Raw genomic sequence first — 21,612 nt, 5'->3', positions numbered from 1 at the left:
ACCGGAAAATCTGCCGCGTTATTTCACTGTCCAGCCTTTGTAACTGCTCACGTTGTCGCGATCGATCATCGTCACCGGGATCAGCACCGGTTTGTCGGGAGCAGACTTGCCTTGCAGTATGTTGTAACCAATTTCCACCGCTTTCTCCGCCATCACCTGCGGGTCCTGCGCCGGGGTCGCCACAAACAGCGAGCCTTTACGCTTCAGCGCCTCTTCCCCGTCCGGTGAACCATCGACCCCTACAATAAAGAATTCGCTGCGCTGCGCCTGTTTGGCCGCCAGGTCAGCGCCGATTGCGGTCGGATCGTTGATAGCAAACACGCCGTCGATTTTCGGATTAGCGGAGAGCAGACCGGTCATCACCTCCAGCCCGCCTTCGCGGCTGCCTTTAGCGTTCTGGTTGTAAGAGAGCAGCTTAATATCGGGGTGCGTCTTCAGCTCGCTCATGCAGCCTTCGACACGGTTCTGCACCGCCGAAACCGGCGGTCCGTTGATGATCACCACGTTGCCCTTCGCCTTCAGCCGGTCAGAGATATATTTACACGCCATCGCGCCTGCCTGGGTGTTATCCGAGGTAATGGTGGCGTTAGCGCCATCTGCGGCCACGTCCACCGCCACCACGACGATGCCGGCGTCGCGCGCCCGCTTCACCGCTGGCGCAATGCCTTTGGAGTCGGCGGCGTTGAGAATGATCATATCGACTTTGGCGGCGATAAAGTTATCGATCTGTCCCACCTGCTGACCGAGATCGTAGCCGCTGGAGACCAGCGTCACGTTGACCTTGTCACCTGCCAGCTCGCGGGCTTTCAGCTCGGCACCTTTGGTGATCTGCACAAAGAACGGGTTGGCCAGATCGCCTACGGTCACCCCTATCGATTTCAGCTCTTTTGCCTGTACCAGCGGCGCGCTCAGCAGCGTGGCGGCCAGCAGTCCGGTTACAATCGGATTAAAACGCATAGTTGATGTTCTCCTGCTTTTTTTATTGTCAGCGGTCCGCGGGATCGCCACCTGGAAATGTTCTGCCGGCCTTCAGCTGACGTGATGACGGGTACGGTATTTATCGATTAACACGGCGACGATGATCACGCCGCCTTTGATCACCAGCTGCCAGAAGTAGGAGACGCCCATCAGCGTCATGCCGTTGTTGAGCGTGGCGATAATCAGTGCGCCAATCAGCGTGCCGGTGATGGTGCCGATACCGCCGACAAAGCTGGTGCCGCCGAGGATCACCGCAGCAATCGCATCCAGCTCATAGCCCACGCCAAGGTTGCCGTTGGCGCTGTAGAGTCGTGAGGCGCTCATCAGCCCTCCCAGCCCGGAGAGCAGGCCGCTCATGGCGTAGACAAAAATCAGCACCGCGCCGACTTTGATCCCGGTCAGACGGGCCGCCTGCATATTGCCGCCCACCGCATAGATATGGATGCCTAAAGTGGTACGGCGCAGAATGAACCAGCAGAGCGCGATAACCGCAAAGGCGATGATGATCAGCCACGGCACCGGCCCGAGATAGCCGTTGCCTATCCACTCAAAATTGATGCTGGAGTTAATGACCGTTGTGCCGTCAGCCAGCAGATAGGCGGCCCCGCGCAGGGCGGTATAGGTGCCAAGCGTGACGATAAACGGCGGCAGCCCGGCCCAGGCGACCAGGATGCCGTTGAACAGTCCCATGATCAGCCCGGCACCCAGTGCAGCAGGGATCGTCAGGCCGGCAAAGGCGGGATCGAGCGACACCACCATCGCGACCACTGCCGTGGTGCCGAGCATGGAGCCCACAGACAGATCGATACCGCCGGTCAGAATGACAAACGTCATCCCCGCCGCCAGCACGATATTGATAGAGGCCTGCCGGGTAATGTTCAGCAGGTTCGCCTCGGTGAAGAAGTTAGGTGCGATAAAGCCAAACACCGCCACAATCAGGATCAGAATCGGCAGGATCCCGATCGTCTGCAGCAGATCGCTCATTAACGCCCGTTTCAGCGTCGGGCTGGTTACGCGTGCGGTTTCGCTGGTCATTCCTTTCTCCTCAGGCTGTAACCGGCTGAGCGCCGGTGGCCAGTGTCATGATATTTTCCTGGCTGATGGCGTCACCGCTCAGCTCGCCGGCAATGGTGCCTTCACGCATGACGTAGACGCGATCGCTCATGCCCACCACCTCCGGCAGTTCGCTGGAGATCATCAGAATCGCCACGCCCTGCTGCGCCAGCTGATTCATCATGCGGTAAATTTCACTCTTCGCACCGACGTCCACACCGCGCGTCGGTTCGTCCAGAATCAGAATGCGCGGCGCAATAGATACCCAGCGGGAGATCAGCAGCTTCTGCTGGTTGCCGCCCGATAGCCCGCCCGCGCGAACCTGCGCATGCGGCACGCGAATATTGAGCGAGGCGATAGCGTCAGTGGCGATCTTCTGCCCCTTACGCCGGTTCAGCAGGCCGTAGCTGGCGTCGCGCTCCAGCGTCGCCATCACAATGTTTTCCCGGGCGGCCAGTTCCAGAAACAGCCCCTGCTCTTTGCGGTTTTCAGTGAGAAAGCCGATGCCGCGCGCGATCGCCTCGCGCGGGGAGCGGATGTGCACTTTTTCTCCGTCAATCCAGATTTCGCCGCCGGCGGGCTGCTGCACGCCAAATATCAGCTGCGCCAGCTCGCTGCGTCCGGCGCCCACCAGGCCGGCGAGGCCGACAATTTCGCCCGCGCGTACCGCCAGGCTGCTGGGGTGGACCTTGTTGCGGTCAGTCAGGTGATTGACCGCCAGGCGGATAGCACCAAACGGGATGTCGCGCGCTTTGTTAAACAGATCGCTGAGCGGACGCCCGACCATCATGCGCACCAGTTCGCTGGCGTTGAGCTGCTCACGCGTCAGGCTGCCGACATACTCACCGTCGCGCAGCACGCTGACGCGATCTGACAGCTCATACACTTCAGCCATGCGGTGACTGATGTAGATAATCGCCATGCCTTCGCTGCGCAGCCGCTTGATCAGCGCAAACAGCTGCTCTGTTTCCCGGCTGGAGAGCGCGGCGGTAGGTTCATCCATCACCAGAATGCGGCTGTTGCGGTGCAGCGCGCGGGCGATCTCCACCTGCTGCTGTTCGGCGATGCTCAGACGGCCGACCAGATCGGTGGCGCTGAAGCGCGCGCCAAGCCGCGCAATCACCTGCTGCGCCTCTTCCGCCATCTGCCGGCGTTTCACCAGCCCGCCGCGCGCAATCTCACTGCCGAGAAAAATGTTCTCTGCCACCGTGAGGTTGGGTGCCAGATTGATCTCCTGATAGATCAGCGTAATGCCCGCCGCCAGCGCCTCTTTAGGGCCGCGGATGGCGTACGGCTTGCCCTCAATCAGGATCTCCCCGCTGCTGGCGCTGTAGGCACCGGCCAGGATTTTCATCAGGGTGCTCTTACCGGCCCCGTTTTCGCCCATCAGCGCGTGTACTTCGCCCGGCCAGATAGTGAGATCCACGCCCTTCAGGGCGTAAAAGCTGCCGAAGCGCCGGGTAATACCGCGCATCTCCAGTATCGGTGCTGTCATTGCCGCGCTCCTGCTGCCGGATAGTGCTGAGCAGTGTCGCCGCGCAACATAAATGGAAAATGTCAGCGCCCGTTCATATTTGTCATATTGCCTCTGCGCGCCACTTTTATACTCGGCTGACGTTCCGCATTGCGAGGGGTGGCGCATGAGTCAGACTCTGCCGTGGTATGCCGGTGCCCGTGGACGCCTGCTGCTGTTTAATCTGCTGGTGGTCGGCGTGACGCTGGCGGTCAGCCTGGTGGCGATTACCGGATTCCGCCACGCCGGCACGATTCAGGAACAGGCGCAGGCGCAGACGCTGGCCGATATGAATGGCAGCCTGGCGCTGGCGCGTGATACGGCCAACGTGGCGACGGCGGCGGTACGCCTGTCGCAGGTGGTGGGTGCGCTGGAGTATCAGAGTGAGTCGGCCCGCCTGCAGCAGACGCAGCAGGCGCTGCAGCAGGCGCTGACGCAGCTGGCGGCGGCCCCCGTGGCCAGGCAGCAGCCCGCCCTGCTCAGCCGTATTCGTGAGCGCAGCCAGATGCTGGAGCAGAGCATCACGCTGCTGCTGCAGCGGGGGCATCAGCGCCACCTGCAGCGCAACACCATGCTAAGCGGGCTGTGGCAGGCGCAGCTGCTGCTGAACCGGATCTCAGCGCTTGCGAGCGACGCCGCTTTTCTGCCGCTGCGCCAGCAGAGCGAGAGCCTGCTGGCGGTAGCGATCCGCTCTGCCGCGCCGCAGGCTGCGGTGCAGCAGCTCTCATCCATTCTTCCGGTCTGGTCAGCCCTGCCGCTGGAAGGCGTGCTGGCGCTGCAGCGGGCGCGCTTTGTCCATGCCCTCCGTGCGCTGGAGCCGGTCGCCGCCGGGCTTGAGGAGAGCGATACCGGCATCGCCTACGCGACCTACCGTATCAAGGCGCTGGTGGCAATGCTCAATGAGGATATCACCCGCTATGTACAGCAGGTGGCGCAGCAGAGCGATGCGCGCAGCGCCAGCACCCACCGTGAACTCAACTCGGTCATTGGTTTTATCGCGCTGTTTATGCTGCTGGCGCTGCTGATCACCGGTTACGCCGGCTACTACATCTACCGCAATCTCGGCTCCGGCCTTACCGCTATCGCCCGCGCGATGACGCAGCTGGCGCAGGGGGAGAAAGGCGTCAGCGTACCCGGCCAGACGCGGCGCGACGAACTGGGCGATCTGGCGCGGGCGTTTAACGTTTTTGCCCGCAACACCGCCTCACTGGCGCACACCTCTTCACTGCTGAAAGAGAAAAGCACCCAGCTGGAGTCAACCTTTCTCGCCATGCGCGACGGCTTTGCGCTGTTTGATAACAGCGGTCAGCTGGTGGTCTGGAACGCGCAGTATGCGCAGCTGCTCGGTATTGCGCCGCATGAGCTGCAGCGTGGCCTGCACTATCAGCAGCTGCTGGCACGGCTGGATCTGCAGCTGCTCAGCCTGCAGGATGCGCAGGAAGTGCGGCTGCCGGACGGGCGGACGCTGGAGCTGCGCTTCAGTCCGGTGCCGCGTCGCGGCATGGTCAACACCGTGCTGGAGCGCACCTCGCGAAAAGCGCTGGAGGAGGCGCTGCTGCACAGCCAGAAAATGAAAGCGGTGGGCCAGCTGACCGGCGGACTGGCGCACGATTTTAATAATCTGCTGGCGGTGATCATCGGCAGCCTGGCGCTCACCGCCGATCAGCTGCCGGCTGGCACGCTGGCAACCCGTATCGAACGCGCCCGCCAGGCGGCGGACCGCGCCGCGCAGCTCACCCAGCGACTGCTCGCGTTTTCCCGTAAACAGGCGCTCTATCCACGGGCGGTCGCGGTCGTGGATCTGGTAGAGGATCTGCATTCGCTGCTGCAGCACGCCCTGCTGCCCGGTCAGCAGCTGGTAACAGAAGCAGCACGCCCGGGCTGGCCGGCATGGATCGATGCCGGTCAGCTTGAAAATGCGCTGATGAACCTGGTGGTTAACGCGCGCGACGCGCTGCAGCAGCAGCCCGGTGAGATAGTGCTGCGCGTCTGGAACCAGCGCAAAGCGTCCGCGGCGGGTAAACGCGAGTGGGTCGTGGTGGAGGTGATCGATCGCGGCTGCGGCATGTCAGCGGAGGTGCGTCAGCAGGTGTTTGAACCCTTCTTCACCACCAAGCCCACCGGCAGCGGCAGCGGTCTGGGGCTATCGATGGTGTATGGCTTTGTGCGGCAGTCGGGCGGTGAAATTGCGCTGGAGACCGCACCGGGCCAGGGTACCACGGTACGCCTGCTGCTGCCGCGCGCGGCGGAGGCGGTACAGCCGGTGGCGGCTCCTCCACCCGCGCAGCCCGGTGCGAGCCGCGATCGGCTGGTGCTGGTGCTGGATGATGAACCCGCCGTACGGCAGACGCTGTGTGACCATCTGCATCAGCTTGGCTATCTGACGCTGGAGTGCGCCGACGGTGCCAGCGCGCTGGCGCTGCTGCAGCAGACACCCGATATCGATCTGCTGATCAGCGATCTGATGCTGCCCGGTGCGCTCAACGGCGCCGATGTGATACGCCAGGCGCAGCAGCAGTGGCCGCAGCTCGCCACGCTGCTGGTCAGCGGGCAGGATCTGCGCCGGTCGCAGGTGACGTTACCGCTGTGTGAACGGCTGGCGAAGCCGTGGCAGCAGGCGCAGCTGGTTCAGGCGCTGGAGCGGGCCTGGCAGCGCAGCGCACGGCTTAACCGCGCGCGGCAGGCTGCTGCCACACCGCTTTCCCGCTGATAGCCTGCGCTCAGCACACCGCCACCCGGACAGTATGCGGCAGCGCCATGAGCGTTTCACCGCAGGTAAAAATGAGATCTGACCGCTGCCGGCCGGGATGCGGATGCTCACGCAGATAAGCGAGCACCGCCGGCGGCAGCTGCGGTGCAACCGCGCGCGTTTCACGCAGCCCGTCGCCGCTGAGACGCAGCGTCAGGCCGCCGTTCAGACCTGGCAGCTCAATAATCAGCGTGCGGTTATGCCCGGCGGCAGCCTGCCGGGCCATCAAAGTAGCGGGATCGGGATTCGCACGGGCGTGACTCAGGGCCAGCGAGGCGTTGCAGGCGGAGACAAGCGGCATGCCGGTACAAAAATGCAGCGTGCTGCGCAGCGCCGCACTGTCAATCTGCGGATCGAGCCACAGCGTATCTGCCCCCTCTTCCCGCGTCAGCAGCAGCGCGCTGGCAGCAGAGGAGAGTTCGCGCTGGCCTGGCATCAGCGGCAGCGACACGATAACACCTGGCTCGCTTATAGCTTTGTGTACGCGACGGGACGCCTGCTGAGCATCCGCGACGGAATAATGAAAACTGGCCAGTAAAGTCATGGGTCCTCTCCGGATACCGGAATAAACAATAAATAGCCGGGCGCTTTCAGCGCCGTGTCCGGCTGCCCCGCCCGTTTTAATGAACGCTCAGGATGCGCGCAGCAGATGACAGCGCGGTGACGATGGCGTGACGGCGCGATGAATCAGCCGCGGCCAATGAGCAGCTAACGCATCAGGATGATTAATAAGTGCATCTCGCGCCGCGCCGCTCTCCGCCAGGCACAAACCCGTCTTTCTGCTAACTTATTCAATACGGCCGCCTTTTTATATGAAGAAAAAATAATGAATTCAATCAGAACATCCCGTCAATTCCGGCACAGTTTTTTGCGTCAGGTGGTCGCGCCGCTGATCGCGATTCTGGTGCTGTCGTTTGCCGGGGCCGGCAGCGGACTTTACTGGGGGACATCCGTGACCAACAGTGAAGCGCGTGAGCAGCAGCAGCGGATGATTGCCGCCTCATTCGACCAGAGCCTCAGCGAGCATTTGCGCCAGCTGCGCAGCCTGACGCGCTGGTCGCCGCTCGCCAGCCACCTGACGCTGCGTGACGCCGACCGGGCGTGGCTGGATCAGAACGTCGGCAGCTGGCTTTATGAGATGTTTGCCCATCAGCTGATTCTGCTGCTGGACAGCAGGCAGCAGCCGGTTGCCGCCTGGCGCAACGGTGAGCCGGTCAGCCCACAGGCAGTCGGTCCGTGGCTGCGCGATCTGCTCGCCACGCCGCTGGTAGCCAGCGCGGCTGGCGCAGAAGATCGGGCCGATTTTGTGCGCATTGCCGGTCGCGCTGCCGCGCTGGCCGTGGGTGAAATTAGCGCGCCTGACATGACAAACCGGTTTAGCCTGGTGAGCGTCGCGTTTCTTGACGATGGCTATCTGCGTCACCTTTCCGATCGCAGCCAGCTGGCGCAGCTGCACTTTAGCAACGCGCCACCCACTGATAAGGAGATGGCTTTCTGGCCCCTCTCATCGCAGAGCGGCCAGCGGGTAGGCTATCTGAGCTGGCAACCCGATAAGCCCGGCGCGCAGATGCTGCGCACGATCGTGCCCTCAACGCTGCTGTCGGTGCTGATTATCACCCTGCTCTGCCTGTTTATGGTACGGCGCATCTGGACCTCCTCGCTCAGCCTGTCGCAGTCGCTGGTCCGGCTGGGTGCCAGCGAGGCGCAGGCGCAGCACCTTGCGTTTCATGACGTGCTGACCGGCCTGCCCAACCGCGCGCTGGTGGAAGATCGCCTGACCCAGGCGCTGGCCGCGGCGCTGCGGCACGATCGCCGCGTGGCGCTGCTGCTGCTCGATCTTGATCGGTTTAAAAATATCAATGACACCTGGGGCCATCACGCCGGCGATGAACTGATCCGCGAAGTGGCGCGGCGCCTGAGCGAGATTGTGCGCACCAGCGATACCGTGGGACGCATCGGCGGCGATGAGTTTATTATCGTGATGCCGGATACGGAGACTATCGGCCAGGTGCATACGCTGGCGCAGCGCATTATCAGCGCGCTCAGCGCTCCTTATCATCTGCTGGGCAATGAGCTGTGGGTTGGCGTCAGTATCGGCCTGGCGCTGGCACCGAAAGATGGCGTGGACCGGCTGGAGCTGATGCGTAAGGCGGATATCGCGCTGTATGACGCCAAAAATCACGGGCGCGGTCAGTTTCGCCAGTTCGAAAAAGCGATGGATGAGTCGCTGCGTACCCGGCAGGAGCTGGCGGCAGAGCTGCGTCAGGCGCTGGTTAATTTTACCGGGCTGGCCGTCTGGTATCAGCCGCTGATGGAGATTAACGGTGAACGCGTGGTTGGCGTTGAGGCGCTGCTGCGCTGGCACCATCCGACCCGTGGTGATATCTCACCGGCTGACTTTATCGCTATCGCCGAAGAGACCGGGCTGATCCTGCCGCTGGGCGAGTGGGTGCTGCGCGAAGCGTGTAAGACGTCGCTGAAGCTGCCGCAGGTGGTGGTGGCGGTGAACGTTTCACCGGTGCAGTTTCGCAGCAGCGGCTTTATCTCCCGGCTGCTGGAGATTGTTGCGAGCGAAGGCGCCGATCCGCAGCGCCTGGAGCTGGAGATCACCGAAGGCGTGCTGATTGAGGATGAGCATGCGGCCCGCAGCTCTATCATTGCGCTGCGCGAAGCGGGCTTCCGTATCGCGCTGGATGATTTTGGCACCGGCTACTCCAGCCTTAACTATCTGAGCAGTTTCCCGGTCGATAAGATAAAAATCGACCGTTCTTTTACCCAGTCGCTCGGCGTGGCAGATAACTCAACTGCGATTATTGAATCCGTCGTTCGGCTGGGGCACGCCATGGGCCTGACCGTCACCGCCGAAGGCGTAGAAACCGAAGGACAGATGCACGCCCTCGCCAACGCCGGCTGTAACCAGCTGCAGGGCTATCTGTTCAGCCACGCCGTCCCGCTGACCGAGATTGAAAAAATGGTATAGGAAACGACAGGATAAAACCCCGTAGGGGCGCCATTTATGGCGCCCTGGCAACAACCGGGCACGGCACATAAACGACGTTAGGTCCACATAAACGAATCCAGGGACGCATAAATGCGTCCCCTACCGGCACCGGGGATGCGTTATTTATCGCGCCCGAACACAACTTTGTAGGGGCGCCATTTATGGCGCCCTGGTAACAACCGGCACCGTTTTCTTTTTCGCGACATCTCGCATCGTTAACGTGGCTGACTCGCCTTTCTGCGCTGAAAAGAGAGAATAAAGGCGCAAGGAGGCACAATGCGAAACCGAAAAAATCCGCGCCTGACGCAATTTGATTATCGTACGCCCGGCGCTTATTTCGTTACCCTGGTCACCCGACAGCGTGCGCTGCTGCTGGGTGAGATCCTGTCCGGCAGTATGCACGCTTCGCCGTCCGGCCTTTGTGTTGCCGAAGAGTGGGAGCGCCTTTCTGCCCGTTATAACACGCTGGCAACCGATACATTTATTGTGATGCCCAATCACCTGCACGGCATCATCTGGCTTCAGCCGGGTAATATCTGTTGTTTATCAGCCATTATTAATCACTTTAAAGCGGGTATTTCCCGCCAGCTCGGAACGCCTGTCTGGCAGCGTGGCTTTTATGACCGCGTTATCCGCTCGGAACAGGAGCTGTCTGCAGTTCGCCGTTATATTGCAGAGAATCCATTGAAGTGGGAGCTGGACCGGTTGTTTGTACGAGGAGAGACGAGACATTTAAAGGATGCGGAGGTGAATAGATGATGTCAGGGGCGCATAAACGACGCCAGGGACGCATTAATGACGTCAGGGGCGCATGAATGCGCCCCCTACAGCGGCAACGGGGATGCGTTATTTATCGCGCCCGAACACAACTTTGTAGGGGCGCCATTTATGGCGCCCTGGCGACAGTCGGGCACAGCGCATAAACAACGCCAGGGACGCATTAATGCGTCCCCTACGGCGGCACCGGAGATGCGTTATTTATCGCATCTGCACATAACCCCGTAGGGGCGCCATTTATGGCGCCCTGGTAACAACCGGGCATGGCGCATAAACGATGCCAGGGACGCATTAATGACGTCAGGGGCGCATGAATGCGCCCCCTACAGCGGCAACGGGGATGCGTTATTTATCGTACCCTAATATAAATCTGTAGGGGCGCCATTTATGGCGCCCTGGTAACAATCGGGCACGGCGCATAAATGACGCCAGGGACGCATGAATGCGTCCCCTACGACGGAATCAGCGTTTGGGGCGGATAAGCTGACTGGCGGTGTCACCGATAATCTGTGCCACGCCGCGATCGCCTTTAACCATGGAGGCCATAAAGGATTTCGCCTGCTTAAAGGTGATATGCGGCGGCAGCGGTGCGACTTCCGGATCGGTTTTCACCTCCAGCACCACCGGGCGGTTTGCGCTCAGCGCCTGCTGCCACGCGGCGGCTAACTCATCCGGATTATCCACCACGATCCCCTGCAGGCCAAGACTCTCGGCAAAACGCGCGTAGGGTACATCGGGCAGCTGCTGTGACGCCTCGAAGCGCGGATTGCCTTCCATCACGCGCTGCTCCCAGGTCACCTGATTAAGATCCTGATTGTTAAACACGCAGACGATCAGCCGTGGATCGTCCCACTGCTGCCAGTATTTCTGAATAGTGATCAGCTCAGCCATATTATTCATCTGCATCGCCCCGTCTCCGACCAGCGCCACAACCGGTTTATCGGGATAAGCAAATTTAGCGGCGATAGCGAACGGTACGGCGGCACCCATACAGGCAAGACCGCCGGAGAGCGTGGCGCGCTGCCCCTGCTTCACGCGATAGTCGCGCGCAAACCAGTTGGCGCAGGAGCCGGAATCTGAGGTGACAATAGCGTTATCCGGCAGCTGCGGCGACATCTCCCATACTACCCGCTGTGGATTAACCGGATTAGCCGGCGCCAGCGCCCGCTCCTCCATCAGCTGCCACCAGTCGCGCACCTGCAGCGCAATCTGCTCCTGCCAGTGGCGATCGCTTTTGTGCTGCAGCAGCGGGATCAGCGCCCGCAGCGTTTCGGCGCTATCCCCGTGCAGGTTGACTTCACAGGGGTAGCGCAGGCCCAGCATCGCCGGATCAATATCAATCTGTACCGCCCGCACTTTGCCCTCGGCAGGTAAAAACTCGGTCCACGGGAAGCCGGTGCCGATCATCAGCAGCGTGTCGCACTCCTGCATCAGATCCCACGACGGTTTAGTGCCGAGCAGGCCGATTGATCCGGTGACAAACGGCGCATCGTCCGGCAGCACATCTTTACCCAGCAGCGCTTTGGCGACGCCCGCGCCGAGCAGGTTCGCGACCTGCACCACTTCCACTGCCGCGCCGCGCGCACCTGCGCCAATCAGGATCGCCACCTTGCTGCCGGCGTTGAGAACCTCTGCCGCACGCTGCAGATCTGCCTCATACGGCACGATTTTCGGACGCTGATAGCCAGGACCGGAGTGGGTAAAGCCGTGTGCGTGCTGCGGTGGCTGCCAGGTTTCATCCTGAATATCTTTTGGCAGGATCAGCACCGCTACGCCGTTCTGCGCTTTCGCAATGCGTACGCCGCGATCGACCAGATGCTGGATCTGCGCCGGTGCGGCCGCTTCCTGAACAAAATTAGCGACATCAGCAAACACGCGATCGAGGTTCATCTCCTGCTGATAGCTGGCGCCGCGCGCGGTCACTTCAGCCTGTCCGGCGATCGCCAGCACCGGTGCATGATCCATTTTGGCATCGTAAAGACCGGTCAGCAGGTGGGTGGCACCCGGCCCGCCGGTGGAGAGGCAGACGCCAAGCTCACCGGTAAATTTGGCGTGGCCGGCAGCCATAAATGCCGCCATCTCTTCATGCCGCACCTGGATAAACTCAATGCCGGCACCCGCTTTATTGGCGCGCTGGATAGCGCCCAGCACGCCGTTGATGCCATCGCCCGGATAGCCATAAATGCGCGTGACGCCCCACGCCTGCAGGCGCTCGACAAAAAAATCGCTGGTTTTTTTACTCATCCCGCTGCTCCCTTAAAGGCTGTTGTCAGCTTTTAAGGGTAGCTGACAGAAACGGGCGTGCAGAGGATCTGCCGGATTATGGCCTGACTGCGCCCGCTGGCTGCCTAACCCAGCGCCGGGGAGACCAGCGCAAAACAGTGCATCTCCTCTGTCGGGCGCCAGGGGGTGCCGTGCACCATAATGTGCGGCGCATCGACCTGCTGCAGACCCAGCGTTGCCAGCCACTCCGCCAGCCCGGCGTCGGGCGTATCCAGCCGGACAAACTGACCGGTCAGCGTCTGCAGCAGCGTGGCAACGAGCGCCTGCGCCACGCTGCCGTCCCGGGCGATAACCGGGCCGATGGTCCAGCCGCGACCAAAGCGACGCAGGCTGGCAAAACCCTGTATCCCCTGCGCATCGCGTGCCAGCACGCTACCGGGCAGCAACTGCTGCAGCAGACGCGCACGCTGCAGGCCGGTCGCCTGCCAGTCGGGCGTGCAGAGTTCCGCACAGGCTGCGCTGCATGCCGGCTCCAGGCTTAGCGCAGGCGGCAGCGCTATAGCGGGAGGCGCGGCTAATGCCGCCGTCTGGTACTGCCATACCTGACCGCACTCCCTGAATCCCAGCTGTGCATAAAGCCCTTTACCCATTTCCGTTGCATGCAGGCGCAGCGTGCAGCCGGCGAAGCGCGTAATCAGCGCCTGCATTAACTTGCGGCCGATACCGCGTCCGCGCGCCTGCTGATCCACCACCACCAGGCCGATGGTGGCTGCGCTGCTTCCCCAGCGCCAGCCAAGCGCGCAGCCGGAGAGTCGTCCCGCCTCCTCCATCACCACGCCTTCACCCAGCGCAATCAGCTGCTGCCAGTCCTCAGGACGGTGTGGCCAGCCCGCCTGCTGCGTCAGGGCATGGCCCGCCGCGGCATCGGCCGCCGTAATATCACGCAACGTCATGCTCATGCGGTTCTCCCTTAATGAATGCAAAAGAAGAGTGCCACACCGCTGCCGCGCCTGACAGCCTCAGATCTGAAAATCGAGCGCCGGCTCTTCTTCACTCTCATAGGAGAGCGCCTGTCGCTTGATCTCCTCCAGCGACAAATTAGCGTTGCAGAGCTCCAGAAACTGCCAGACATAGTTGCGCTGCAGCTGTCCGCGCTTCAGCCCAAGCCAGACGGTGTTAGCTTCAAACAGGTGACGGGCATCAATCTTGACCAGGTTTTCGCCCTGATAGATATCACACGCCTGATCGGCGAGTACGCCAACGCCCAGCCCCAGCTCAACATAGGTTTTCACCACGTCAGAATCCTGTGCGCTCAGCACAATATCGGGCCGCAGATTAGCCGTCTGAAACGCCCGATCCACGCGTGAACGACCGGTGATCCCCTGCCGGTAGGTGATCAACGGCCAGGCGCTCAGGCTTTCAAGCGACACCGGCTGCTGCTGCAGCAGCTCATGACCGGTCGGCACCAGCAGCGAGTGATGCCAGCTGAACCAGGGGAAAGCCGCCAGGCTGGCGTGGTTAACCAGCTGTTCGGAGGCGATACCGACATCCGCCTCGCCGGCCAGCAGCATGGCGACAATCTCCTGCGGCGAGCCCTGATTCAGCTCCAGCCGCACGTTGGGATAGAGCTGGCGGAACGCTTTGATGACGCGCGGCAGGCTGTAACGCGCCTGGGTATGGGTGGTGGCAATCGTCAGCACGCCGCTGGTCTCATTGGTAAACACATCGGCCAGACGCCGTACCTTGCCCGCCTCATCGAGAATGCGTTCGGCTATGGTCAGCAGCGCTTTGCCCGGCTCCGTCATGCCCAGCAAACGTTTTCCGCGCCGGATAAATATCTCTACGCCCAGCTCATCTTCCAGATCGCGGATATGCCGGCTGACCCCGGACTGCGAGGTAAACAGCGTGTTGGCGACTTCAGTCAGATTGAAGTCGCAGCGGGCGGCTTCCCGAATAATTTTAAGTTGCTGGAAATTCACACCCTCTCCCCCTTCTGGCACGGTTTTCGCCATGGTAGGGAGCGGGCGTCAATACAACAAATAATAAAAAACCGCCTGTTATGCGGTTTAGTAATAAGGAGCGTTATCGCGATGCTGTGGTTTTCAGCCCACCAGCATCAGCTCGCGATCGGCAACCGCTGGCTTATTCAGCAGCGACAGCAGTATGGTTTTGACCGCCTGCGCCGCAGGTGAGAGCGGCAGCTGCGCAGACATATTCAGCGACAGCGGCAGCGTCAGCGACGGTGAGGTAATGCGCGCCATCCAGGCGTGCGTTGAGCTGACCAGCGCCCGGGCCGCGGATTCAGGCAGCACGGTTACGCCCAGCCCGCTGGAGACCGCGGCGGTCAGGGTGGCGATCGATTCAATTTCGCCGATGATGCGCGCGCTCAGGCGGCGCAGTGAAAACGCTTCGTCTACCCGCTTGCGTACCGCGCTGTAGTCGCGCGGCAGGAACAGGTTCATCTGCGCCACGTCGGCCAGATCCACCGCCGATCCCGGACAGGCGGTGGCGCCGACCAGATAGAGCTCCTCTTTCAGCAGCGGCAGGCTGGTCACGCCAGCCGCAGGCGAGCGATCGTAGAGCACGGCCATATCGAGCTGACCGTTCAGCACTTTATCATTCAGCGAACTGCCGCTGTTTTCATGCAGATATACCAGCACGTCCGGATACTGCTCGCGCACGGTCTGCAGCAGCGGCATGGTCAGAGAAGAGGCGGCCGTGCCGGGTGCGAGACCAATAGAAACCTGTCCGCTCAGCGTCTGGCCCGCTTTGCTGACGGCGGCCTGCGCCTGTTCACACTGGCGCAATATGGTGCGGGCGTGCGCATAGAGGATTTTACCCGCGTCGGTGGGCGTTACGCCGCGCTTGGTGCGGATCAGCAGCTGCTGATCCAGCTCGCTCTCCAGCGTCGCCACCTGCTGACTGAGCGCCGGTTGCGCAATGTGCAGCACTTCGGCGGCGCGGGTCAGGCTGCCGATATCGACGATGTTCACAAAATATTTCAGCCGTCTTAAGTTCATGTTGCCTCCGTCAATCCGGTTAACCCCTGAAGGGCGCTTAGCCTGCTGGCCGATAAACAGAGTTTTGCAATAAGCAGGCCAGTTATTTCATCGCGGAAAAAAACGGCGGGCAGTGGTAATTAAGAGACTGGAAAATAAGCTTTTGTGATTACCTGAAAGGAAACAGAGCGTGCTGATGCCGCAGCGGGCGGGTAAAGCGGAGGATAGCATGCACTCTGCTGGTGCAAAACCTGCAAGGCAGACGTGCAAAAAAGTGATGACGGAGAGGTGGTAGCGTCCCGTGCCGCCTCCGGCCTGACCCCGGTTATGCCGGGGTCAGCCGTGTCGCAGAGCGAGGTGACTCAGCGTTTTTTGCGGTTGCGATGCATATCAATGGAAACCGCAGCCACAATGATCATGCCTTTGATGATGTCCTGTATATAGGCGTCCACGCCCACGAAGGTAAAGCCGCTTTTGATAAGTCCCAGGATCACGGCGCCGATCAGCGTGCCGGTGATACGCCCCACGCCACCCATCAGGCTGCTGCCGCCGATAACCGCTGCGGCGATAGCATCCAGCTCATACGCCATCCCCATGCTTGACTGGCCGCTGCTGACGCGTGCTGCCAGTACGACGCCTGCCAGGCCCGAGAGCGCGCCGGCGATGGTGTAGACAATGATCAGATACTTGTTAACGTTGATGCCGGACACTTTAGCTGACGTCATGTTGCCGCCAATCGCATAGACATATTTGCCGTAGCGGGTATGTTTCAGCGCGATGTGGAACAGGAACGCCACCACCAGGAAGATGATAACCGGCATGGCGCCCTGACCAATCGAGGTAAAGCTGTCTGACAGAAAGCTGATTGGATTACCCTGCGTATAGTACTGCGCCAGACCGCGCGCGGACACCATCATCCCCAGCGTGGCGATAAAGGGCGGAATACCGGTGCGGGTGATCAGCACGCCGTTGATGACGCCGCACAGCAGCCCGACGCCAATACCGGCGCCGATAGGGATAGCCGCAGGCAGGTTAACCAGCGAGGGAAACATCGGCGACAGGCTTTCTGAGGTTTGCGCCAGGCTTGCCGCCACCACCGCCGTCAGGGCGATAACGGAGCCGGAGGAGAGATCGATACCGGTGGTGATAATGACCTGCGTAACGCCGACCGCGATAATACCGATGATGGCGACCTGCAGCACAATCAGAACTAAACGGTTGGTGTTGAGCAGAAAAGACTGGTCGCGTACGTACCAGCCGGCAATTTCAAAAATCAGCGCAATGCCTAACATCACCACAAAAATGCCGGTATCTTTCGGCAGCTTGTGGCGCAGATTACTGAAGAAGGAGCTTTGTTCAGTGGCCTGCGGGGCCGTAGCTTTTACATTATTCATAGGGATCTCAAGCCTCACTCAGATGCCAGCGACAAAATGGTTTCCTGATCGGCCTCTTCTTTACTGAGGATGCCGGTTATGCGCCCGCCGTGCATCACCATGATGCGGTCACTCATGCCGAGAATTTCCGGCAGCTCAGAGGAGACCATGATGATAGCGACGCCGCGATTAGCGAGTTCGCTGATCAGGCGGTAGATCTCTGCTTTGGCTCCCACATCGATGCCGCGGGTCGGTTCGTCCAGAATCAGGATCTTCGGCTGTGCCAGCAGCCAGCGCGCAATCAGCACTTTCTGCTGGTTACCGCCGCTGAGGTTATTGATGATCTGATCCATGGTCGGGGTTTTGATATTGAGCTTGCGGATCTGCTCCATACAGTCCTGCGCCATTTTCACATGGCTGACAAAGCCGCTTTTGCCGGTGTAACCGGGCATGTTAACGATGCTCATGTTCTCCATTACTGAGAGAACCAAAAACAGCCCTGACTTCTTGCGATCCTCAGTCAGAAACGCCATGCCTTTCTCGATGGCCGTGGAGGGCGAATCGATGCTGACCGGCACGCCGTCAATCAGCACTTCACCGCTGTCGTAGCTCTCCATGCCAAACAGGCTCTCCATCACCTCACTGCGCCCTGCGCCCACCAGCCCGGCCACGCCCAGAATTTCTCCCCTGCGCACGCTGAAGCTGATATCGCTAAAGCGCTCTTTGCTGCTCAGGCCGCGCACCGTCAGCACATCGTCGCCGATGGTGCCGTTGAATTTAGGGAACAGCTGGGTCAGCTCACGCCCTACCATCTGGGTGATCAGCGATTGCCGCGTAAACGCGCTGGTATCGTTGCTGCCGACCCAGGTGCCGTCGCGGAAGATGCTGATCTCATCGGTAATGGTAAAAATCTCATCCATCTTATGGCTGATATAGATAATCGCCTTGCCCTGCGCCCGCAGGTCGCGAATGATAGTGAACAGGTGCGCCACTTCAGTTTCGGTCAGCGCGGAGGTGGGTTCATCCATGATCACCACGTCAGAGTTCCACGATACCGCTTTGGCAATCTCCACCATCTGCTGCGCCGCAATGCTCAGCTCGCCCACCATGCGATCCGCTTTGAGGCGAATATTGAGTTTGTTGAGCAACTCCTGCGTCTGGCGGTTTAGCAGGGCGTGATCGACGAAGCCAAACTTCATCGGTTCACGCCCGAGCCAGATGTTTTCCGCCACGGTCATATGCGGCACCAGGTTCAGCTCCTGATGGATCATCGAGATGCCGGAACGCAGCGCGTCCATGGTGTCCTGAAACTGCACGGGTTCCCCTTTGATGCGAATAGTGCCCTTATCGGGACGGTAGATCCCGATAAGGCATTTCATCAGCGTGGATTTGCCTGCGCCATTCTCGCCCATCAGGGCATGTACCGACCCCGGCCTGATTCGCAGTGAGACGTTATCGAGCGCCTTCACTCCGGGGAAGAACTTGCTGATGCCTTCGGCTTCAAGCGCAAAAGCGGTCATACATCACCTCCATACGGCTTAAGGGGAGAGCGGTTATTTCTGGTTGCGATTCTCAAACTGCGCCATGTTCTCTTTGGTGATCAGCTGGTAAGGGATGTTGATCACTTTCTCAACTTTCTCCCCTTTTGCGAGGCTCACCGCAGCCCGCACCGCGCCTGCACCCTGCCCGCTGGCATCCTGGAAAACCGTGGCGACCATTTTGCCGTTTTTCAGCATCTGCAGCGCATCCGGGGTGCCATCCACGCCGGCGATCAGGATATGGTTCGGGTTTTTACCCAGCGCCTGCAGTGCGCCAATCGCCATTTCATCGTTGTTAGAGGCGATAGCCTGGATGTCATCGCCGGCGGTCATCCAGTTGCTGACCACATCCACCGCGTCGTTACGGGTGAATTTTGCGGTCTGTTTCTGCACCACTTTGATATCGGGATATTTCGCGACCACCGCTTCCACCCCTTTGGTGCGGTCGCGCGTTGATTCGTTCGCTAAATCGCCCATCAGGATCGCCACGTTGCCTTTGCCGTTCATCGCTTTAGCCAGCGCTTCCATCTGCAGGCGACCCGCCAGCTCGGAGTCTGAGCCGACATACGCCATCTTGTCCGTGAGTTCACCGGCAGGTTTACGGTTAACGAAGATCAGCGGAATGTTGGCTTTTTTCGCCGCGTCCATAATCGGTTTCACGGCGTTGGTATCCACCGGGTTGACGATGATGGCGTCCACGCCCTGTCCGATAAAGTTCTGTACCTGCTGCAGCTGCTGTGACACATCCCCTTTGGCATCTTCCAGCTGGCCTTTTACGTTATCTTTCTGCATCTCTTTCTGCATGGCCGTGCGCAGAATGGTCAGGAAATTGTCGTCAAACAGCGCCATTGAGACGCCAACCTGCAGATCTTTCGCCATAACCGCAGCGGGCAACATGCAGGCCAACAGGGAAGTGACTAACGCTTTTTTAAATTTCATAGGGCACCTTCTACCTTCTTATTGTTGGTTAACGCACGCACAGCATGATGCATCAGGTAAATGAAAAAAATTTTTTGCCTTTGCGCACCGCGGCTGGCGTTATTTATGGGTACAGATTTTGGATAGTTGCACTTTTCGCGCTGAAGCCAGCTGATGTTGTTCTGAAGAACGCGCTCCTTATCAACAGGTTAATTTTGCTGTCACCGCCGCCGGGTAAAAAATAGTTTCCGGCGTGATGATAAGCAGTTCATTTGTTTCATACTTGCTTCATATGAAATTTTCATCATAAAAGCACTGAAACGGTTGTTTTAAAATCAGCAAACCGCAAAAATTTGACACGCCTCTAACATCTCAGCGGAAATGCCTCTGAAGTGAGATCCTGTTGGCAGTTTGCTTTGCCACCATATCAGGCAGAAAAGCAGCAGAATGGTGCTTTTGCGCGCACTTAAACCAGAAGTGTGCAGTACGGCTTTGACAAGCGGGATCGGGCTCGCTACTATTCGCCTCGTTCACACGATTCCTCTGTAGTTCAGTCGGTAGAACGGCGGACTGTTAATCCGTATGTCACTGGTTCGAGTCCAGTCAGAGGAGCCAGAATTAGAAAAGCCCGCTCAGGGAAACCTGAGCGGGCTTTTTGCTATGTTGCGTTTTGATGTGGTACTGGCTGGTAGTGTACCAGGCTGGCCTGAAGGGTCAGGCTTTGGTAGCAATGGAAGAGTTAACTCACTTTAATCGACATGTCTTTGCGGTTTCGCATATTGTGATAAAGAGTTGTATTGCTTTCGGTATCTCCTTCAAGCGTGGAATATTGACTCAACGTGTCGCTGTCTGAATATATACTCGAAGAATATCCTGTAGCAGGACCGAGATCAGACTCAGAATTTTTTCGAAATTCGATAAAAGAAACTATATCATTGCTTGTTATTCTTTTTTCTAAGGTATTTATCTTTGGTTCTGGTTCATTGCTAACAGAAGGTTTAGTATTATTATTCATTCCTGATAATTCATCATATTCACGTTTTAACCTATCTGTATTCTCTTCAGTTGTAATTAATTTTATCTGAGGAGGCACATTACTAAGAATCGAAAAAATATCCTTCGCATTCAAATTAGCTTCATGAATATCTGTAAGATTAATTTCTCCTGATGGCATAAGAAGATCATTATCCCTGCTGAGCCCTAATTTTTCTCTGAGCATGATCGATGAACAGAGAGCAGTAAAATTGCTGTCAGGTACAAAACCCTCTGCCTTTTCGCTTCCTCTGGATACGATAATCTGCATTGCGTTATACCGGCTATCAGGCCTTAACGTAATATCCATTTTATTGAGATGTAGCTCTATTTTTCCCATATTTTGCAGTGAATCTGGCGTAACTTTTCTATCACGAAGTTCGGTTCTGAGTTGAGCTATCACTGACTTATAGACTTCCTCCTTTTCTCTTCTGACTCCGCCAAATGTAAAAATATCAACAACACGCTCCAGCATACTTTTTGGCCGGGTAACATCTTTCATATTCAATTCACTGCCGATGCCCATCGCATAGGCGCTAAGCCGGGAAGCTTCTTTGGTACTGATTAAAGAGGGAACTGACATAATTTCTCCTGAACTGCGTCTAAAAAACAGCCCTATAGTAAAAATGATCTCCTCTGTGCGCGCTCTCTAAATTCGCTCCTTACGGCCTGAAATTCACCGCTGGCTTCGCGCCACACGTACTGCTGTCCGGGCTGGAGTATGCCTGTGTTATCATGGGGTTTTTAATCAACGCTGTGAGAACCATGTCTGAGACCCCCGGTAAACGCAAAAACGATCCGGAAGGATTAAAGCGCCGTATCATTGCGGCTGCGCTCTCTGTTTTCGCCGAATATGGCCTGCCGGGCGCGCGCATGGAGCAGATTGCAGCGCTGGCGCAGACCACGAAACGCATGGTGGTTTATCACTTCACCAGCAAAGAAGCGCTCTACATTGAGGTGCTGGAGCAGGTGTATCGCGCCATGCGCGAGCATGAAACCAGCCTGCAGCTTGCCACACTCGAACCGGAACAGGCGATGATCAAACTGGTTGAGGCGAGCTTTGATTATCATGTGGCGCACCCGGACTTTATGCGGCTGGTCTGCAGCGAGAACCTGCTGCGCGGGCGCTATATCATGCAGTCTGAGCGGATCAAAACGCTTAACCGCAGCGCGCTCGATCTGCTTGAAGCGATACTGACGCGTGGCCAGCAGCAGGGGCTGTTTTACCGCGACCTTAACAGCGTGGATGTGCACCGCCTGATCAGCAGTATCTGCGTGCATCATGTGTCGAACCGCTACACCTTTCATACGCTGTTCACGCCTGACGACAGCGAAGCGGAAACCATCCGCCGCAACCGCCAGCTGGCTGTGGCGGCAACGCTGCGTTACATTCGCCAGGCCCCGTCGTCTGCGGGTTCGCTGTGATGGTCTACGCTTGATCTCATCAACGGGACCGTC

At 58.9% G+C, this 21,612-nt stretch carries 16 protein-coding genes and 1 tRNA gene; 5 read left to right on the top strand and 12 right to left on the bottom strand.

The genetic code is table 11. The features are described from left to right. Positions 1-18: 18 nt before the first annotated feature. The 3 genes from FS690_RS01385 to FS690_RS01375 all read right to left on the bottom strand — a co-directional run bounded on the left by FS690_RS01385 (position 19) and on the right by FS690_RS01375 (position 3,526). Complete coding sequence (locus FS690_RS01385) at positions 19-957, bottom strand: ABC transporter substrate-binding protein (protein ID WP_145338968.1); 939 nt, start codon at positions 955-957, stop codon at positions 19-21. A 72-nt stretch (positions 958-1,029) separates the two neighbouring features. Beyond that, entirely contained in the window at positions 1,030-2,013 is a 984-nt protein-coding gene (locus tag FS690_RS01380) for a ribose ABC transporter permease (protein ID WP_108569559.1), read from the bottom strand. Positions 2,014-2,023: 10 nt separating this feature from the next. Further along, a complete protein-coding gene (locus FS690_RS01375; protein ID WP_039385247.1) occupies positions 2,024-3,526 on the bottom strand; it encodes a sugar ABC transporter ATP-binding protein in 1,503 nt (500 codons plus the stop codon). 145 nt (positions 3,527-3,671) lie between these two features. On the opposite strand from FS690_RS01375, the gene FS690_RS01370 reads away from it, so the two are divergent. Then, positions 3,672-6,254: an ATP-binding protein gene (locus tag FS690_RS01370; RefSeq protein ID WP_145338967.1), complete on the top strand. Its 2,583-nt coding sequence runs from the start codon at positions 3,672-3,674 to the stop codon at positions 6,252-6,254. 10 nt (positions 6,255-6,264) lie between these two features. Here FS690_RS01370 and FS690_RS01365 read toward each other — a convergent pair whose 3' ends face one another. After that, positions 6,265-6,837 (bottom strand): phosphonate C-P lyase system protein PhnH, encoded by a 573-nt coding sequence (locus FS690_RS01365; RefSeq protein WP_039385249.1) that lies wholly within the window; start codon positions 6,835-6,837, stop codon positions 6,265-6,267. Positions 6,838-7,119: 282 nt separating this feature from the next. On the opposite strand from FS690_RS01365, the gene FS690_RS01360 reads away from it, so the two are divergent. Both FS690_RS01360 and FS690_RS01355 read left to right on the top strand, forming a co-directional pair. Further along, entirely contained in the window at positions 7,120-9,273 is a 2,154-nt protein-coding gene (locus FS690_RS01360; protein ID WP_370512299.1) for a putative bifunctional diguanylate cyclase/phosphodiesterase, read from the top strand. Between the two features lie 297 nt (positions 9,274-9,570). Further along, positions 9,571-10,053 carry a transposase gene (locus FS690_RS01355; protein ID WP_145338966.1) on the top strand — a complete coding sequence of 161 codons (483 nt, stop codon included), beginning with the start codon at positions 9,571-9,573 and terminating at the stop codon, positions 10,051-10,053. Between the two features lie 480 nt (positions 10,054-10,533). Here FS690_RS01355 and FS690_RS01350 read toward each other — a convergent pair whose 3' ends face one another. From FS690_RS01350 to FS690_RS01320, 7 genes are all read right to left on the bottom strand, one after another. Next, positions 10,534-12,315, bottom strand: a complete 1,782-nt coding sequence (locus tag FS690_RS01350; RefSeq protein WP_039385251.1) for a thiamine pyrophosphate-requiring protein — start codon at positions 12,313-12,315, stop codon at positions 10,534-10,536. Between the two features lie 104 nt (positions 12,316-12,419). Beyond that, on the bottom strand, positions 12,420-13,253 hold the full coding sequence (locus FS690_RS01345) for a GNAT family N-acetyltransferase (protein WP_104085163.1): 834 nt from the start codon (positions 13,251-13,253) through the stop codon (positions 12,420-12,422). Positions 13,254-13,313: 60 nt separating this feature from the next. Beyond that, positions 13,314-14,273 carry an HTH-type transcriptional regulator Cbl gene (cbl, locus tag FS690_RS01340; RefSeq protein ID WP_145338965.1) on the bottom strand — a complete coding sequence of 320 codons (960 nt, stop codon included), beginning with the start codon at positions 14,271-14,273 and terminating at the stop codon, positions 13,314-13,316. Between the two features lie 123 nt (positions 14,274-14,396). Beyond that, positions 14,397-15,314, bottom strand: a complete 918-nt coding sequence (gene nac / locus FS690_RS01335; RefSeq protein ID WP_108569555.1) for a nitrogen assimilation transcriptional regulator NAC — start codon at positions 15,312-15,314, stop codon at positions 14,397-14,399. 341 nt (positions 15,315-15,655) lie between these two features. Further along, positions 15,656-16,687, bottom strand: a complete 1,032-nt coding sequence (locus FS690_RS01330; RefSeq protein WP_104085164.1) for an ABC transporter permease — start codon at positions 16,685-16,687, stop codon at positions 15,656-15,658. Between the two features lie 14 nt (positions 16,688-16,701). Further along, positions 16,702-18,186 (bottom strand): sugar ABC transporter ATP-binding protein, encoded by a 1,485-nt coding sequence (locus tag FS690_RS01325; protein WP_039385263.1) that lies wholly within the window; start codon positions 18,184-18,186, stop codon positions 16,702-16,704. A gap of 33 nt (positions 18,187-18,219) precedes the next feature. Then, entirely contained in the window at positions 18,220-19,143 is a 924-nt protein-coding gene (locus FS690_RS01320) for a sugar ABC transporter substrate-binding protein (protein ID WP_039385265.1), read from the bottom strand. Between the two features lie 518 nt (positions 19,144-19,661). On the opposite strand from FS690_RS01320, the gene FS690_RS01315 reads away from it, so the two are divergent. Continuing rightward, positions 19,662-19,737: transfer RNA gene (locus FS690_RS01315), tRNA-Asn, on the top strand. Positions 19,738-19,861: 124 nt separating this feature from the next. On the opposite strand, the gene FS690_RS01310 is transcribed toward FS690_RS01315, so the two are convergent. After that, on the bottom strand, positions 19,862-20,737 hold the full coding sequence (locus FS690_RS01310; protein ID WP_145338964.1) for a hypothetical protein: 876 nt from the start codon (positions 20,735-20,737) through the stop codon (positions 19,862-19,864). Between the two features lie 182 nt (positions 20,738-20,919). On the opposite strand from FS690_RS01310, the gene FS690_RS01305 reads away from it, so the two are divergent. After that, positions 20,920-21,579: a TetR family transcriptional regulator gene (locus tag FS690_RS01305; protein ID WP_104085360.1), complete on the top strand. Its 660-nt coding sequence runs from the start codon at positions 20,920-20,922 to the stop codon at positions 21,577-21,579. Positions 21,580-21,612: the final 33 nt, after the last annotated feature.

Origin of the sequence: Pantoea sp. PSNIH1, assembly GCF_007680655.1 — a bacterium.
GTDB lineage: Bacteria > Pseudomonadota > Gammaproteobacteria > Enterobacterales > Enterobacteriaceae > Pantoea > Pantoea eucrina.
The sequence above is the reverse complement of the archived record's forward strand: the minus strand, read 5'-3'. Positions and strand labels throughout refer to the sequence as shown.

Coding starts and splice junctions, on each gene's coding strand:
- FS690_RS01385 (WP_145338968.1), bottom strand. CDS start 957: ATGCGTTTTAATCCGATTGTAACCGGACTGCTGGCCGCCACGCTGCTG.
- FS690_RS01380 (WP_108569559.1), bottom strand. CDS start 2,013: ATGACCAGCGAAACCGCACGCGTAACCAGCCCGACGCTGAAACGGGCG.
- FS690_RS01375 (WP_039385247.1), bottom strand. CDS start 3,526: ATGACAGCACCGATACTGGAGATGCGCGGTATTACCCGGCGCTTCGGC.
- FS690_RS01370 (WP_145338967.1), top strand. CDS start 3,672: ATGAGTCAGACTCTGCCGTGGTATGCCGGTGCCCGTGGACGCCTGCTG.
- FS690_RS01365 (WP_039385249.1), bottom strand. CDS start 6,837: ATGACTTTACTGGCCAGTTTTCATTATTCCGTCGCGGATGCTCAGCAG.
- FS690_RS01360 (WP_370512299.1), top strand. CDS start 7,120: ATGAATTCAATCAGAACATCCCGTCAATTCCGGCACAGTTTTTTGCGT.
- FS690_RS01355 (WP_145338966.1), top strand. CDS start 9,571: ATGCGAAACCGAAAAAATCCGCGCCTGACGCAATTTGATTATCGTACG.
- FS690_RS01350 (WP_039385251.1), bottom strand. CDS start 12,315: ATGAGTAAAAAAACCAGCGATTTTTTTGTCGAGCGCCTGCAGGCGTGG.
- FS690_RS01345 (WP_104085163.1), bottom strand. CDS start 13,253: ATGAGCATGACGTTGCGTGATATTACGGCGGCCGATGCCGCGGCGGGC.
- nac (WP_108569555.1), bottom strand. CDS start 15,314: ATGAACTTAAGACGGCTGAAATATTTTGTGAACATCGTCGATATCGGC.
- FS690_RS01330 (WP_104085164.1), bottom strand. CDS start 16,687: ATGAATAATGTAAAAGCTACGGCCCCGCAGGCCACTGAACAAAGCTCC.
- FS690_RS01325 (WP_039385263.1), bottom strand. CDS start 18,186: ATGACCGCTTTTGCGCTTGAAGCCGAAGGCATCAGCAAGTTCTTCCCC.
- FS690_RS01320 (WP_039385265.1), bottom strand. CDS start 19,143: ATGAAATTTAAAAAAGCGTTAGTCACTTCCCTGTTGGCCTGCATGTTG.
- FS690_RS01310 (WP_145338964.1), bottom strand. CDS start 20,737: ATGTCAGTTCCCTCTTTAATCAGTACCAAAGAAGCTTCCCGGCTTAGC.
- FS690_RS01305 (WP_104085360.1), top strand. CDS start 20,920: ATGTCTGAGACCCCCGGTAAACGCAAAAACGATCCGGAAGGATTAAAG.